This is a genomic window from Streptomyces sp. NPDC060031 (assembly GCF_042736805.1).
Taxonomy (GTDB): domain Bacteria; phylum Actinomycetota; class Actinomycetes; order Streptomycetales; family Streptomycetaceae; genus Streptomyces.
This window is the reverse complement of record NZ_JBHWVM010000087.1, coordinates 1-14,009: the sequence shown is the minus strand read 5'-3', so window position 1 is coordinate 14,009 and position 14,009 is coordinate 1. Positions and strand designations below refer to the sequence as shown.

14 protein-coding genes are annotated in these 14,009 nt (G+C 73.1%); 7 read left to right on the top strand and 7 right to left on the bottom strand.

From position 1 onward, the window contains the following. Positions 1-249: 249 nt before the first annotated feature. Complete coding sequence (locus tag ACFWB8_RS29630; protein ID WP_385233755.1) at positions 250-1,620, top strand: DUF3616 domain-containing protein; 1,371 nt, start codon at positions 250-252, stop codon at positions 1,618-1,620. Here ACFWB8_RS29630 and ACFWB8_RS29625 read toward each other — a convergent pair. Next, positions 1,607-2,389, bottom strand: coding sequence for a hypothetical protein (locus ACFWB8_RS29625; protein WP_385233752.1), 783 nt, complete (start codon positions 2,387-2,389; stop codon positions 1,607-1,609). The two genes, ACFWB8_RS29630 and ACFWB8_RS29625, sit on opposite strands and share 14 nt — an antisense overlap. A 130-nt stretch (positions 2,390-2,519) precedes the next feature. Between ACFWB8_RS29625 and ACFWB8_RS29620 the strand changes: the two genes are divergently transcribed. Continuing rightward, positions 2,520-2,840, top strand: coding sequence for a DMT family transporter (locus tag ACFWB8_RS29620; RefSeq protein WP_385233749.1), 321 nt, complete (start codon positions 2,520-2,522; stop codon positions 2,838-2,840). Further along, on the top strand, positions 2,840-3,376 hold the full coding sequence (locus tag ACFWB8_RS29615) for a TetR/AcrR family transcriptional regulator (protein ID WP_385233746.1): 537 nt from the start codon (positions 2,840-2,842) through the stop codon (positions 3,374-3,376). The genes ACFWB8_RS29620 and ACFWB8_RS29615 overlap by 1 nt, the downstream gene beginning before the upstream one ends. A 69-nt stretch (positions 3,377-3,445) precedes the next feature. Here the strand turns inward: ACFWB8_RS29615 and ACFWB8_RS29610 are convergent, their stop codons facing one another. Beyond that, positions 3,446-4,318 carry a winged helix-turn-helix transcriptional regulator gene (locus tag ACFWB8_RS29610; RefSeq protein WP_385233743.1) on the bottom strand — a complete coding sequence of 291 codons (873 nt, stop codon included), beginning with the start codon at positions 4,316-4,318 and terminating at the stop codon, positions 3,446-3,448. A 94-nt stretch (positions 4,319-4,412) separates the two neighbouring features. Here ACFWB8_RS29610 and ACFWB8_RS29605 point away from each other — a divergent pair, with 94 nt between their 5' ends. Beyond that, positions 4,413-5,642, top strand: coding sequence for an MFS transporter (locus tag ACFWB8_RS29605; protein WP_385233803.1), 1,230 nt, complete (start codon positions 4,413-4,415; stop codon positions 5,640-5,642). 9 nt (positions 5,643-5,651) lie between these two features. Then, on the top strand, positions 5,652-6,632 hold the full coding sequence (gene dapD / locus ACFWB8_RS29600; protein ID WP_385233740.1) for a 2,3,4,5-tetrahydropyridine-2,6-dicarboxylate N-succinyltransferase: 981 nt from the start codon (positions 5,652-5,654) through the stop codon (positions 6,630-6,632). Positions 6,633-6,726: 94 nt separating this feature from the next. On the opposite strand, the gene ACFWB8_RS29595 is transcribed toward dapD, so the two are convergent. From ACFWB8_RS29595 to ACFWB8_RS29585, 3 genes are all read right to left on the bottom strand, one after another. Continuing rightward, the gene (locus tag ACFWB8_RS29595; RefSeq protein ID WP_385233738.1) at positions 6,727-6,981 is read right to left on the bottom strand and encodes a hypothetical protein; all 255 of its coding nucleotides are present in this window, start codon (positions 6,979-6,981) and stop codon (positions 6,727-6,729) included. 160 nt (positions 6,982-7,141) lie between these two features. Continuing rightward, positions 7,142-7,579: a GNAT family N-acetyltransferase gene (locus tag ACFWB8_RS29590; RefSeq protein ID WP_385233735.1), complete on the bottom strand. Its 438-nt coding sequence runs from the start codon at positions 7,577-7,579 to the stop codon at positions 7,142-7,144. Between the two features lie 62 nt (positions 7,580-7,641). Then, positions 7,642-9,483 (bottom strand): endonuclease/exonuclease/phosphatase family protein, encoded by a 1,842-nt coding sequence (locus ACFWB8_RS29585; protein WP_385233732.1) that lies wholly within the window; start codon positions 9,481-9,483, stop codon positions 7,642-7,644. 283 nt (positions 9,484-9,766) lie between these two features. On the opposite strand from ACFWB8_RS29585, the gene ACFWB8_RS29580 reads away from it, so the two are divergent. Together ACFWB8_RS29580 and ACFWB8_RS29575 are read left to right on the top strand one after the other, a co-directional pair. Continuing rightward, positions 9,767-11,323, top strand: coding sequence for a hypothetical protein (locus ACFWB8_RS29580; RefSeq protein ID WP_385233729.1), 1,557 nt, complete (start codon positions 9,767-9,769; stop codon positions 11,321-11,323). A 213-nt stretch (positions 11,324-11,536) separates the two neighbouring features. Next, complete coding sequence (locus tag ACFWB8_RS29575) at positions 11,537-12,976, top strand: alkaline phosphatase PhoX (protein WP_385233726.1); 1,440 nt, start codon at positions 11,537-11,539, stop codon at positions 12,974-12,976. A gap of 128 nt (positions 12,977-13,104) precedes the next feature. Here ACFWB8_RS29575 and ACFWB8_RS29570 read toward each other — a convergent pair whose 3' ends face one another. After that, the gene (locus ACFWB8_RS29570; RefSeq protein WP_385233723.1) at positions 13,105-13,281 is read right to left on the bottom strand and encodes a hypothetical protein; all 177 of its coding nucleotides are present in this window, start codon (positions 13,279-13,281) and stop codon (positions 13,105-13,107) included. Between the two features lie 101 nt (positions 13,282-13,382). Further along, positions 13,383-14,009, bottom strand: a 627-nt coding sequence (locus ACFWB8_RS29565) for a TerD family protein (protein ID WP_385233720.1), incomplete at its 5' end; no start/stop codon positions are given.

Below are 14,009 nucleotides of genomic sequence, written 5' to 3'. Positions count from 1 at the left end.
GGGGGCCCGAAAACACACACCGCCGCGGCGTGGCCGCGGGGGCGCGCCGGGGCCATAACTTGCGCCCCCCCCCCACTCCGCGCGGGCCCCCCGCCCCCGCCGGGGGCCCTTCTCGTTCTCCGGAGCCCGGGGAGGCCCTCCGTGTTCGTCCGGCGGACGGGTGACGTGCACCGGGAGTTGGCCACGGTGGCCGAATCTTCTCGACGGCCGTCACGACGTGGCGCCGCACACCACTCCTGGGGGACACCGATGAAGAAGCAGTTGGGCATCGCGGGGCTCGCGGCGCTGGTCGTCGCCGGGACGGTCTCGGTCCTGCCGGCGCAGGCGGTGACGTACGGTACGCCCACCATCAGCCTGTCCGCCGGGTACCTGTCCGGGGCCGTCGGTGCGGTCGGCGACCCCGTCGTGGACGTGACCGTGGGCCAGAGCGGGGCCGATGTCTCCGCGCTCACCGTCAGCGCCTCGGCGTCGAGCAGGTCCTCGGTCGCCGGGACGGGCGACGTGACGGTCACCGGGGCCGGTGCGGTACGGCAGCTGGCCGTCACCGCGCGGGGGCGCGGTTACACCAACCTCACCGTCAAGGTGACCGGGCTGGGCGGCAAGAGCGCCACCAGGACCCTGTCGTACGCGGCGTCCTCCGCGGTGCTGAACCCCGCCGACGCGCGCTACTTCACCGGCGCCTCGGACTCCTCGGCCGCCGTGGACGTGGGCGGCGGCTACACCGTCGTCGCCGACGACGAGTCCAACGTGCTGCGCCTGTACGACCGTTCCCGCTCGGCCGCGCCGCTCAGGACCTGGGACTTCAGCTCGCAGCTCGGGGTCAGCAAGGAGGTGGACATCGAGGGGGCGACCCGGATCGGCAACACCATCTACTGGACGGGTTCGCTCGGCAACAACAAGGACGGCGAGTACAAGGCGCCCCGCAACACCGTGTTCACCACCACGGTGAGCGGCTCCGGACCGGGTACGCAGCTCGCGTACGGGCGCTCGTACAAGAAGCTCCGCGACGACCTGGTGGCCTGGGACACCGCGAACGGCAACCGTTACGGCTTCGCGGCGGGGACGGCGGCCGGTGAGGCCCCGAAGCAGATCGACGGGTTCAACGTGGAGGGGCTGGAGTTCGCCCCCGGCTCGACGACGACGGCGTACCTCGGCTTCCGCGCCCCGCTGGCGCCGGCGGCGGCGGGCGGCAAGGCGCTGATCGTGCCGGTGACCAACTTCGACAAGGTGCTCTCCAGCGGCGCCAAGGCGACCTTCGGGGCGGGCATCGAGCTCGACCTCGGCGGGCTCGCGATCCGCGACATCCGCAAGAACGCGGCCGACCAGTACCTGATCCTGGCCGGCTCCTGGGCTGCGGACGACAACTCCGACCCGTACGCCCTCTACCAGTGGGACGGCGTCGCGGGCCACGCCCCCGCCAAGCGTGCCGACCTGCCGACCTCCGACCCGGGCGGCTGGGAGGCCATCGTGGACGTGCCCGACCTGTCGGCCGCGGGGGCGCGGGTGCAGCTCGTCACCGACAGCGGGTCCGCGGACCTGTACGGCGACGGCACCGAGGCCAAGGACCTGACGCACCCGGAGTGGAAGAAGGCGCGGGCGGCCTGGTTCACGCTGGGCTGATGCCGCGGCGCAGCCGCCGGTCCACGTGGTGCAGGCCCGCGGCCAGTTGGGGCAGGGTGAGCAGCAGGGCGGGCGCGATCAGCGCGCCGAGTACGCCCAGCCGTGCCGCCACCGCGCAGGCGGCCCCCAGCGCGAGCACCCCGGCCGGAGCCGTGACCGCGAAGGTCCGCCACCAGGCGCCGCGCACCAGGCGGGCCGAGCGGCGCACGGCGGCCGCCGGGCCGAGCCCCTCGTACCCGGCGGCGGTCGGCGCCAGGGCGAGCAGCACCCCGAGCCAGAGGGCGACCGGTGCGAGGGGCAGCAGGGCGGGCGCGGGGAGCCCGGCGGCGAGGAGCGCCGCGGCGGGGCCCGCCACGGCGAGCAGCACCAGCAGCTGGGCGCCGAAGACGGCCGGGACCCGGGGCGCCGCGGCCCGCAGCAGCCCGGACACGCTCACCGGCCGCCCGAGCACCGCGGGCCGGAGCAGGGCCGAGACCAGGGCGGCGGCCAGCGCGCAGCCGAACAGCAGGAACAGCGCCGCCGTCGGGAGCAGGGCGTAGACGAAGACCCGGCTGCCGGCCGAGCGGGAGAGCGAGACGAGCGTGGCCGCCCCGGCGATGACGGCGACGGGGAGCAGCGCCGCGGCCTGGCCGAGCAGCAGCGCGCCGAGCAGCCGGCCGCCGTACCGGCCGAGGGTGGCGAAGGCGCCGCCGAGTATCTCCCCGGGCCGCAGTGGGCGCAGGGGTACCACCCCGGCCCGGGGCGGCTGAGGAATCCAGTACTGCGCCATGCGCGGGCCCCCTGTTCCCCGGAGGCGGCCAGGGTAGCGCGGCGGGAGCCAGGAGTCCCCGGGCGTGCGGGGATCCGTGCACCGGCATCGATGTGTACGCACGTACGCAATACTGTGTACACTCGTACACATGCCTTACGCACTGCTTGCCGCGGCCATCGCCGCAGAGGTCGCCGGGACCACCGCCATGAAGTACAGCGAGGGCTTCACCAGGCTGTGGCCCTCGCTGATCACGGTGGTGGGCTACGTCATCGCCTTCTCGCTGCTCGCCCAGACCCTCAAGTCGATGTCGGTCGGCACGGCGTACGCGATATGGGCGGGCGTCGGCACGGCCGCCATCGCCGCCATCGGGATGGTGTTCATGGGCGAGGCCGCGACGGCCGCGAAGATCGCCGGCATCGCGCTGGTGATCGGCGGCGTGGTGCTGCTGAACATGGGCGGGGCCCACTGATGCCCTCGGGCGCGCGGCGCTTCGACCCCGACCGGCGGCAGCGGATCATCGACGCGGCGATCCGGGTGGTGGGCGCGAAGGGCATCGCGGGGCTGAGCCACCGGAGCGTGGCCGCGGAGGCCGATGTCCCGCTGGGGTCGACGACGTACCACTTCAAGACACTGGACGACCTGCTGGTGGCGGCGCTGCGGCAGGCGAACGAGGCCTTCGCGCCGGCCCTGGCCGTGCGGGAGGGCGGTGACCTCGCGGCGGCGCTGGCGCGGCTGCTGGGGGAGCTGCTGTCGGCGGACCGGGGCCGGGTGGAGCTCGAGTACGAGCTCTACCTCGCGGCCCTGCGGCGCCCGGCGCTGCGCCCGGTGGCGGCGGAGTGGGGCGAGGCCGTGGCCGCGGCCCTGGCTCCGCGGACCGACCCGGTCACGGCGCGCGCGCTGGTCGCGGTCATGGACGGCATCAGCCTGCAGGTCCTGCTGACGGACGCCGAGTACGACGAGTCGTACGCCCGCGAGATCCTGCGGCGGGTGCTGGGTCCCGGTTAGCCGGACCCGGGCCTGGTCTGCGTCCGGGGCCGGGTCCGGACCCGCGGCCGGGGCCGGGGCCGGGGCCGGTTACGCCGCGCGGACGGCCGACAGGGCCGCGGTGACGCTCGCCTCGATGTCGACGATCGGGTAGAGCACCTCGCGGACCGTGCGGTCCCGGTCCACCACCAGGGTCAGCCGCTTCAGCCGGCTCACCCCCGCCGCGCGGAACGTCGGCAGCCGCAGCGCCGCCGTCAAGGTGAGCTCCGCGTCCGACAGGAGCGGGAAGCGCAGCCGCTCCTGCTCCGCGAACTCCCGCTGCTCGTCGGGCCGTTGCGTCGAGACGCCGTGCACCGTGGCCCCCGCCGCCGTGAACTCCTCCAGCTGGTCGCGGTACGTGCACGACTCGAACGTACAGCCCTTGGCGCCCGGAATGCCGGCCCAGCCGGGCGGGTAGGCGTCGGCGCGGGCGTACGCGCCGGGGAAGCAGTACAGGACCGTGAACGGCGTGTCCGCCACCGGGTCGCGCAGCTTGCCGAACCGGTCCGGCAGCAGCAGCTCGGGCAGTCGGGTGCCGCGCAGCGCGTGCACGCGTACCGCCTCCCGCGAGGCCTCGTCCGTCGTCGCCGTCATCTCTCCCTCTCCCAGGACCCAGGTGTCTCCCCAGTCCTGGAGGGCCACCAGGACCGGGAGCAGCCCCCGCCCGCGCGGGGTCAGCCGGTATGCGTGCCGCACCGGGCGCTCCTGGTACGGCTCGCGCGTCAGCACCCCGGCCTCGACCAGCAGCTTCAGCCGCTCGGTCAGCACCTTCCGGGAGACCCCCAGCTCGCGCTGGAACTCCTCGAAGCGGTGCACGCCGCGTGCGGCGTCGCGGACGATCAGCAGCGTCCACCAGTCGCCCACGACGTCGAGGGCCTGGGCGATGGAGCAGTCCGCGTCGCCGAGGTGCGTGCGCTGGGCCATGGGCACTCCTTTGTCCGTTGACCCAAGGCTGTCATGCTGACATAGTCAGTTCCCAAAAGAAACTGACTATGCCTGAAGGCGGGGGCACGGTGTGCTGCAGGGGTTCAAGGACATACCGAGGGTCGTGTGGCTGCTGGCTGCGGGTGTCTTCGTCAATGCCGTCGTCAGCTGCACCTTCGTCTTCGTCTTCGTCTACCTGACCGGCCCGCGCGGCCTCGGCACCACCCAGGCGGGGCTGATCGTCGGCATCGGCGGCCTCGGCCTCGTGGCGGGGAACTTCACCGGCGGCTGGTACGGCGACCGCTTCGGCCACCGGAGCGTGCTGCTCACCGCCTCCGCGCTCGGCGGGGCCGTTCTCATCGCCCTGCCGGCGCTGCCGACCGGCCCGCTGACCCTCGCGCTGCCCCTCGCCCAGTACGCCGCGGGGGTGATCCGCGCGGCCCACTCCGCGCTGGTCGCCGTCACCGTGCCGGAGGGAGCCCGGCGCCAGGCCTTCGCCGTCACCCGCTGTCTGTCCAACGGCGGGTTCACCGTCGGCACGCCGCTCGCCGCCCTGGTCGCGACCGGACTCTCCTACGACTGGCTCTTCGTCGCGGACGGCCTCGGCACCCTCTTCTTCGCCCTCTGGACCGCCCGGGCCGTTCCGGCCGGAGGCGCCACCCGTCCTCCCGCGGCCCCGGACGGGGGTCTGGGCCGCGGGGGGCTGTGGAGGGAACTGCGCGCGCGGCCCGCCGTACTCGTCCTGCTCGGCGCGATCGTCGTCGTCGACGTCGTCTACCGGCAGCACTACACGACCTTCCCCGTCTTCCTCGCCGACCACGGCCTGGACACCCGTGCGTACGGACTCCTCATCGCCATCAACGGCGGCGTCATCCTGCTCTTGGAGATCCCCGCCACCCTCGCCCTGCGCAAGCGCTCCCCGTTGCACATCATCGGCGCCGGACTGGTGCTGGTGGGCGGTGGCTACGCGATGCTGGCGCTCGGCGTGGGCGTGGCCCCGGCCGTCGCCATGATGCTGCTCCTCACCCTCGGCGAGATCCTGTACAAGACCACCGCCACCGCGTACGTCGCCGACGAGTCACCCGAGCACGCGGTGGGCCGCTTCCAGAGCCTGTACGCGGGAGTCTCCGTCAGTGGCGTGGTCCTCGCCGCTCCGCTCGGCGGCGCCCTGTACGCGGCGGCGCCCGACCTGCTGTGGCCGCTGTGCTCGGTGCTCGGCGTCGGCGCCGGTGCGACCGTGCTGTTCGTGGGCGCTCGGGCGGCACGGCGACCCGCGCGACCGGCACATGAGACCGGTTCGCCCGCGGCGGCCGTCGCCGGTTAGGTTTCGGACATGACTGCTACGCGTACCACCGGCGCCGTCGCCGCCGGACTTGCCACCATCACCGCCGACGGCACCGTCCTCGACACCTGGTTCCCCGCCCCCGAGCTGGTCGCCGAGCCCGGCCCGGCCGGCACCGAGCGCCTCACCGCCGAACAGGCCGTGGAGCTGCTGGGCGCCGCCGCGGCCAAGGCGCTGCGCTCGGACGCGGTCCGCGGGGTCGAGGTCGTAGCCGTCCGCACGGTCATCTCCTCTCTGGAGGACAAGCCGCTGGACGCGCACGACGCGTACCTGCGCCTGCACCTGCTCAGCCACCGCCTGGTCAAGCCGCACGGCCAGAACCTGGACGGCGTCTTCGGCCTGCTGGCCAACGTCGCCTGGACCTCGCTCGGCCCGGTCGCGGTCGACCAGGTGGAGACCGTACGCCTCAACGCGCGTGCGGAGGGCCTGCACCTGCAGGTCACCTCGATCGACAAGTTCCCGCGGATGACGGACTACGTCGCCCCCAAGGGCGTCCGCATCGCCGACGCGGACCGCGTCCGCCTCGGTGCGCACCTCGCCGAGGGCACCACGGTCATGCACGAGGGCTTCGTCAACTTCAACGCCGGCACGCTGGGCACCTCCATGGTCGAGGGCCGCATCTCGGCGGGCGTCGTGGTCGGCGACGGCTCCGACATCGGCGGCGGCGCGTCCACCATGGGCACCCTCTCGGGCGGCGGCAAGCAGATCATCTCGATCGGCGAGCGCACCCTGATCGGCGCCGAGGCGGGCGTCGGCATCGCGCTGGGCGACGAGTGCGTCGTCGAGGCCGGCCTCTACGTGACCGCGGGCACCCGCGTCACCCTCCCGGACGGCCAGATCGTCAAGGCCCTGGAACTCTCGGGCGCCGACAACATCCTCTTCCGCCGCAACTCGGTCACCGGCGCCGTCGAGGCCCGCCCGTACAAGGCGGCCTGGGGCGGCCTGAACGAGGTCCTCCACAGCCACAACTGACCCACGACCGACCGGCGCCGCCTGCGCGGTCCGGCTGTCGCAGCGCCCCTCGTCCCCCAGCCGGGGGCGGGGGGCGTTCTGCTCCCGGACCGGGTCAGCGCAGGGGGATGGTGCGGATCAGACCCGCGAAGGCCTGCTGTTCGGCCTCGGTCAGTTCCACCGACTCCATCGGGTGCGCGGACGAGCCGCGCTGGGCCGGGATGACCCCGAGGCCGTCGAAGGCGCCCGGCTCCGGCTGGTGGACGCGGCTGTCCGACAGCATGTGGCCGAGGCCGACGACCCAGACGACAGCGGCGACGAGCAGGACGGCGAGGCCGATTTCCTCGGCGAGGGAGATGGAGGGGAACACGCGGTCCTCCAGGGAGTGCGAGCGGTCCGGGGCGGTGCAAGATCGAGCGTGGGGACACTCAACACCAGAACGGGCCGAATGGGTAGCGATGTGGCGGGCCTCACGCCAGGGCCGAAAGTCCCCCTCGTTCCCCTCGCCCCCGCCATCCGCCGCGGCGCCCTCAGCGCGTCAGCGCGAGCTTGAAGCCCTCGTGGCTCCGGGCGAAGCCGAGCCGCTCGTAGAAGCGGTGCGCGTCGGCCCGCCGCTTGTTGCTGGTCAGCTGGACCAGGCCGCACCCCCGCTCGCGGGCCCGCTCCACCGCCAGTTCCATCAGCTTCGCCCCCAGGCCGCCGCCCCGCCGGTCCGCGCGGATCCGTACCGCCTCCACCAGCGCCCGTTCCCGGCCGCCCTGGCCGAGGCCGGGAATGTAGGTCAGCTGGAGGCAGCCGAGGACCTCGTCCCCGTCCGTGAGGACGAGCAACTCGTTGCGGGGGTCCGCCTCGATGTCGGCGAAGGCCCGTTCACGGGCTTCGCCGAGGGCGGCCGGTTCCTGGCCCTCGTCGGCCAGCAGGGCGAGTACGGCGGGCAGGTCCTCGCGCGTGGCGGTACGGAAGATCATGCCGAGGAGTGTGGCAGGAGGCCCGGTCGGGACGGCGACCGGGCCTCCTGCGGTACATGGGACTACGGGCGGAAGCGCAGCACCTGCGGGTCGTGGTCGCTGTTCTGGGCCGCGAACTCGGCGTTGACGTGCACGCTGTCGTACGTGAACGACTTGATCGCCGGGCTGGTCAGGATCTGGTCCAGCACCTGGGCGTTGCCCTGGTAGACGTACGAGTACCGCTCCGCCTTCGGCAGCGACTTGATCGCCGGGTACAGCGCCCCGCCGTCCGCCAGCGCGTTCGCCGTCGCCGAGAACTCGAAGTCGTTGATGTCGCCGAGGGCGATCACGTTCGCGTTCTTCTCGGTCGCCAGGATGTCCTTGACGAAGCCGTTCACGGCCTGCGCCTGGAGCAGCCGCTTGGCCTCCGAAGAGCGCACCGGCGGCTGGTGGTGCGAGGCCAGGCCCTCGTCGCCGCCCTTGGAGCCGAAGTGGTTGGCGATCACGAAGACCGTCTTGCCGCGGAAGACGAACTCGCCGGCCAGCGGCTTGCGGCTGTCCGCCCACGCCGGGTTCGCCGGGTCGATGCGGCCGGGGGAGTGGGTCAGGGCGGCCTTGCCGTTCTCCTTCACCACGGCGGTCGCGGTCACCGCGTCACCCGGGGCGCGCTCGGTGAAGGAGACCCGCGCCGGGTTGAAGAGGAACACCTGGCGGATGTTGCCGCCGGGCTCGCCGCCGTCCTTCTTGTCCTCGGGGTTGACGGTCCGCCACTGGTACGCCGGGCCGCCCGCGGCCGCGACGGCCGCGGTGAACTTCGTCAGCGTCTGCTCGGCCGAGACCGTGCCGTCGTTCTTGGCGCCGTTGTCGTCCTGAATCTCTTCCAGGGCCACGATGTCGGGGGAGGCGAGGTTCTCGACGACCGCCTTGGCGAGGTTGTCGAACTTCTCCTGCGGGTCGGTCGGGTCGAGGTTCTCGACGTTGTACGTGGCCACCGCGAGCTCGTTCGCCGCCTGCGGCTTGGTCTTCTCCGGGGCGAGGGTGCCCGCCTTGACGGTGCCGAGGGTGCGGGCCACCAGCGTGTAGCCGCCGAACTGGTTGAAGTCCAGCGGGCCTTCGGTGGTCCCGGTCAGCTTGTCGCCGACGTTGGCCACCGGGAAGGGCTGCTGCGCGAGGGGCGCGAGCTGCTGGATCTGGAGGCGGCCGGTGTTCTGGGACTCGTAGGAACCGTAGATCGTGCCCCCGCGCTTGGCCTGGTTCTCCCAGCCCTTCACGGTGACCCACAGCTCCGCGTACGGGTCGGTGGCGCCGACCACGCGCGAGGTGCCGATGCGGACGTCCATGCCCTCGAGGGACTCGTAGTAGTCCAGGGCGTAGCGCGCGGGGTCCAGGGTCAGGCCGTTGATGCTGCCCGCGGCGGCCGGGTCGCCGGCCGGGGCGTACTCGGCGGGGACCGAGTACTCGTTGACGGCGGTGGCCTCGGGCAGGGCGTTGCCCGAGGAGACGACGGTCACGGCCGGCTTGGAGATCTGGGTGACCGACTGGTTGCCGGAGGAGACGCCGCCCGGTATGTACTCGCCGACCAGGCCGGAGACCTTGACCGCGTCGCCCACGGCGACGGTCGGGACCGAGCTGGTGAAGACGAACACGCCCTCGCTGGTGGCGGCGTTGTCGTCCGCGTCCGGGTCCTGGATCCAGAAACCGCGCGAGCCGTAGGTGCGCACGCCCGTCACGATGCCCTCGACGTCGCTGACCTGCTTGCCGATGAGCGGGGATATCCGGGTGGTGCCCTGGATGTCGTGGATGCGTATCGGATCGGCCGACGCGGCGCCCTCGGCGGCGTCGGCGGAACCGGCGAGCAGGCCGGTGGCCAGCGCGGTGGCGACGAGGGCCGCGACGGCGGCGGAGCGGGGATGCGAGGAGCGCATGGGCAGGAACTCCGGTGTGAGATGAGGAAAGCAGAGATCTACGCGCGTCAATTTCCTTCTTGGCCAGCAAAGTTGTCAAGCCCTACAGGGGATACGAAAGCTGTCTGTGGGATGAACCAAAGGGGATGCCCCGCCGGGCGCGCCCGAAATGCGTCTACGCTGGGGCGCCGCAAGAAGGTCACGACCGCCTGCCGCCCGGCCGACGTACGGACGTCAGGCCGCCCCGCCGCAGGGCTGTCCGACCGCACGATCGTCCCACCGCGCCCGCGAGGAGAACCGTTCCATGTCCGCAGAGTCGCACCCCACGCTGCCGCCGGTCCGGCTGCTCTCCGACGCGGAGCTCGCCCGAGACGCGCTCGCCGCCCCGCTGTTCGCCCGCGCGGTACACCTGGCCCGCTGGGCCGGGCCCGACACCCGCGTGGACATCGGCGGCGAACTCGTCGCGGACCAGCTGCCCGACGCCGTCGCGGTGCTCGGACTCGACGCCGCCGACGAGGACTCCCCGGTGTACGCGAGCCAGGCCTGGCGGGTCGCGGTCGACACCGGCCTGGTCGACGTGACCGAGCCCGACGAGGACGAGGCGGCGCAGGAGGCGCCGGACTCGGCGGCGGACGCGGACGAGGGCGCGGCCGACGGGGACCGGGGCGCGTCCGACGAGGCGCGGGACTTCGGCACCGCGGTGCCGGGCGAGGACCTCGCGCTGGTCACGGGCGGCGCCCCCGGCGACGTACTCGACCTGTGGCTGGCGGCCCTGGACACGGTCCTCGCGGACGCGGCGGTGCCGGCCCTGGACGACCTCGTGGACGCGCTCGACGCGGGCGGCGAGATCGACTTCGACCAGCTCGACTGGAACCCGCGCCGCGAGGCGGACTTCCTCGACGGTGTCCTCGCCAACCTCTACCTGCTCACCGTCGCCGAGGGCGGGGCGGCCGACAGTCCGGTTCCGCTGCCCGTGCTGGCCGCCTCGATGGTGGTGCCCGACGACATGGGCGACCCGACCGACGCCGTCCTGGAGCAGGTCTCGGACGCGATGATGCGCCTCGACGACCAGTTCCGGCAGTTGGAGCCCATCGGGCTCGTCGAGTTCCGCCCGGTCGACGAGGACCTGCTGGCGGAGGCGGGCGAGGAGGAGCAGGACGCCGCGGGACCGCAGGGCGCCGAGGGCGACGACGAGGACGACGTCGCCCGGTACGGGATGGTCCGCCTGACCCCGCTCGGCCTGTACGGGATCCGGGCCCGCATGCTGGAGGCCGGAGTCGAGGCCCCGGCCATCGGCGAGCTGGCCGACAAGGGCGCCGACGTACTGCTCGACGCGATCTCCCACTACCCCGAGGGCGCGGCCCAGGCGGAGATCGAGCAGTGGCTGGCCGGCCGCGCGCTGCCCGCGGCGGCCGCCGAGCTGCTCGCCGCCGCCAGGGGTGACGACGCAGGTGCCCCGCTGCGCCGGCTGCGCTGCCAGCAGGCCCTCGCCCCGGCCGGGGCGGACGCCGAGCCGGCGCTCCGCGCGGTGCTGGACGACCCGCAGCTGGGCGGTCTCGCACGGGTCTGGCTGGCGGAGCGCGGGGCGGCCGACGTACCGGCGCCGGACGGGGCGATGGTGTTCTGGCTCACGGTCGACACGATCGCGGCGCAGCTCGGCGCGGACGGGGAGACGGAGGAGCTGCCGGCCCTGGTGGAGACGCTGACCGCCCATCACGCGGGCTTCTTCGACGAGGTGTGGCGGGTGGAGCACCCGGCGACGGCGGACGTCCTGGAGGCGATGGGCCGGCTGCACCCGGACAAGAAGATGGCGAAGGAGGCCCGCAAGGCCGCCTTCAAGGCGCGTTCCCGGCAGCCGTAAGGCCGTGGGGGGAGGCAAGCCCCGGGGCGAGGGAGAGGCACGCCTGGGACATCGGTAATGAGACGTTCCTGAAGGGGAGTTGGCCATACCGAACCGGGCGAAGGGGTCGCTTCGTTTTCGTGGGTAGTTCAGCGGGCGTTCAGGTGCGGGCGGGAGCGTGTGCGCCGACGACTGCACCGCAGGCGCACCACCTCCCCACCCCCAGGAGACCCGATGCCGCTCAGCCGTAGAGACTTCACCGCCCGCACCGTCATCGCCGGTGCCGGCGTCGCGCTCACCGGGACGGTCGGCGCACTCGCCACCGCCCCGGGGGCGCTGGCGGCCGACGACAGCACGCACCACGACGAGCGCGGCCGCCCGAACGGCCCCGGCTACGGCCCGCTGGTCCCCGATCCGGCGGGCCTCCTCGCGCTCCCCGCCGGGTTCTCGTACCGCGTCGTCACGCACAGCGGTGTCACCACGCTCGAATCCGGCGAGTCCACCCCGTCCAACCACGACGGCACGGCCGCCTTCGAGGGCCACCGCGGGGTCACCCTCCTCGTCAACAACCACGAGCTGAAGGGCCCGCGCTCCGGCTGGGCGCACCCCGTACCGCTCACCGAGGGCCTCGTCTACGACCCGGGCGCGTCCGGCGGCTGCACGGTCGTCGAGGTCCGGTGCGGCGGCGAGGTCGCCGAATGGGTGGGCATCGCCGGTACGTCGACCAACTGCGCGGGCGGAGCCACCCCCTGGCACACCTGGCTGACCTGCGAGGAGAACGAGGACCTGGCGGGCAAGAACGGCATGACCAAGGACCACGGGTACGTCTTCGAGGTGGACCCGCACGACCGCCGCGCCAACCGCGACCCGAAGCCGGTCAAGGCCTTCGGCCGGTACGCGCACGAAGCCGTGGTCATCGACCCCAAGCAGGGCCACGCCTACCTGACCGAGGACGCCTCCGGCCCCAACGGGCTGCTCTACCGGTGGACCCCGCCGCGCGGGTTCCACCACGGGCGCGGCAAGCTGCGTACCCTCGCGGACGACGCCGGGGTGCTCGCGGCCGCCAAGTGCTTCGACAGCTCGGGCGTGTTCGTCGACGACCTCTCGCGGGCGACGAAGATCGGCACCGTGTACGGGGTCGACTGGGCGCCGGTCGCGGACCGTGACGCGCGGACGGTCCCGGTGCGCAAGCAGTTCGGGGCCGGCGCGGTGACGCGGGCGCGCAAGCTGGAGGGGATGTGGTGGGCCGACGGCGGTGCCTACTTCGTCTCCTCGTACGCCCGTACGGAGAGCCCGGGCGCCCCGCACGACGGGCAGGTGTGGTTCTACGACCCCAAGCGGCGCACGATCCGGCTGACGGTGCTGCTCGGGGTGAACGCGGACCCGGCGGCCGACGGCGGCTACGACGGCCCGGACAACATCACGGTCTCGCCGTACGGCGGCTTGGTCATCGCCGAGGACGGCTCGGGCCTGCAGCACCTCTTCGGCGCGACCGAGTCGGGGCGCACGTACCCGCTGGCGCGCAACGAGCTGAACATCGGGACCGCCGAGGAGCCGGAGTACTCGGAGTTCACGGGGGTCTGCTTCTCGCCGGACGGGCGCACGCTGTTCGCCAACATCCAGGACCCGGGCATCATGCTCGCCATCACGGGTCCGTGGCGGCGTACGCGCTGACGCCCGGCACGACTGAGCCGCCGGACGGTGGGCCCGGCGGCTCGGAGCCCGGTGACTCATGGAGTCGGCGGCCCAGCCATGCGGAGGCTGGGCCGCTTCAGCGCTTCAGCGTTTCAGCGGTCGGCGCTTCAGCGGTTCGGATATGCCTCGGCGCGGCTGGCCGCGGCCCACTCCTCCAGCAGGAACTCATACGCGTCGGAGGGCCACTCGCCATCCACCCGAGTCTCGACGAGGTGCCGGATCGCCTCGTTCGCCTCGGCGGCGGACGGGCGCGCGGGACCCGCGGGCTGGAGTGTCTGGTGCATGGATCCAGGCTACGGGCGGGCACTGACAGCCACCGCCCGATTAAGGGTGGAATCGATCACCCAGAGCGGTGATCGGTGGCTCCATGTGCCCGCCCACCTGCTCAGAGTGCCTGGGAGGCGGGTTTGACCATGCCGCGCACTGTGCGGGACTTCACAAACTCGCCCATGGCCGTCATCTCCCATTCGCCGGAGAACTGCTTGATCAGCTTGGCCATCATCACGCCGGTCTGCGGCTCCGCGCCGGTGAGGTCGAAGCGCACCAGCTCCTCGCCGCTCGCCGCGTCGATCAGGCGGCAGTAGGCCTTGGCGACCTCGGTGAACTTCTGGCCGGAGAAGGAATTGACCGTGAAAACCAGCCCCGTCGCATCGGCGGGGAGCCGGCCTAGGTCGACCACGATGACCTCGTCGTCTCCCGAGCCCTCGCCGGTGAGGTTGTCGCCGGAGTGCTTGACGGCCCCGCCCAGGATGGACAGCTTGCCGAAGTAGCAGCTGTCGATGTGGTTGCGCTGCGGGCCGTACGCGATGACCGAGGCGTCGAGGTCGATGTCGCGCCCGCCGAAGGCGGGCTCCCAGCCGAGGCCCATCTTGACCTGGGAGAGCAGCGGGCGGCCGCCCTTGACCAAGGACACGGTCTGGTTCTTCTGGAGGGTGACCCGGCCCTTGTCCAGGTTGACCTTGCCGCTGCCGGGCGCGGCGGCGGGGGCCGGCGGGGCCGCGGGCGCCGCGGG

What these genes read in the sequence shown, in the direction of transcription:
- dapD (WP_385233740.1), top strand. Translation starts at nt 5,652, where the DNA reads ATGACTGCTACGCGTACCACCGGCGCCGTCGCCGCCGGACTTGCCACC.
- ACFWB8_RS29610 (WP_385233743.1), bottom strand. Translation starts at nt 4,318, where the DNA reads ATGGCCCAGCGCACGCACCTCGGCGACGCGGACTGCTCCATCGCCCAG.
- ACFWB8_RS29630 (WP_385233755.1), top strand. Translation starts at nt 250, where the DNA reads ATGAAGAAGCAGTTGGGCATCGCGGGGCTCGCGGCGCTGGTCGTCGCC.
- ACFWB8_RS29620 (WP_385233749.1), top strand. Translation starts at nt 2,520, where the DNA reads ATGCCTTACGCACTGCTTGCCGCGGCCATCGCCGCAGAGGTCGCCGGG.
- ACFWB8_RS29575 (WP_385233726.1), top strand. Translation starts at nt 11,537, where the DNA reads ATGCCGCTCAGCCGTAGAGACTTCACCGCCCGCACCGTCATCGCCGGT.
- ACFWB8_RS29570 (WP_385233723.1), bottom strand. Translation starts at nt 13,281, where the DNA reads ATGCACCAGACACTCCAGCCCGCGGGTCCCGCGCGCCCGTCCGCCGCC.
- ACFWB8_RS29580 (WP_385233729.1), top strand. Translation starts at nt 9,767, where the DNA reads ATGTCCGCAGAGTCGCACCCCACGCTGCCGCCGGTCCGGCTGCTCTCC.
- ACFWB8_RS29585 (WP_385233732.1), bottom strand. Translation starts at nt 9,483, where the DNA reads ATGCGCTCCTCGCATCCCCGCTCCGCCGCCGTCGCGGCCCTCGTCGCC.
- ACFWB8_RS29615 (WP_385233746.1), top strand. Translation starts at nt 2,840, where the DNA reads ATGCCCTCGGGCGCGCGGCGCTTCGACCCCGACCGGCGGCAGCGGATC.
- ACFWB8_RS29590 (WP_385233735.1), bottom strand. Translation starts at nt 7,579, where the DNA reads ATGATCTTCCGTACCGCCACGCGCGAGGACCTGCCCGCCGTACTCGCC.
- ACFWB8_RS29625 (WP_385233752.1), bottom strand. Translation starts at nt 2,389, where the DNA reads ATGGCGCAGTACTGGATTCCTCAGCCGCCCCGGGCCGGGGTGGTACCC.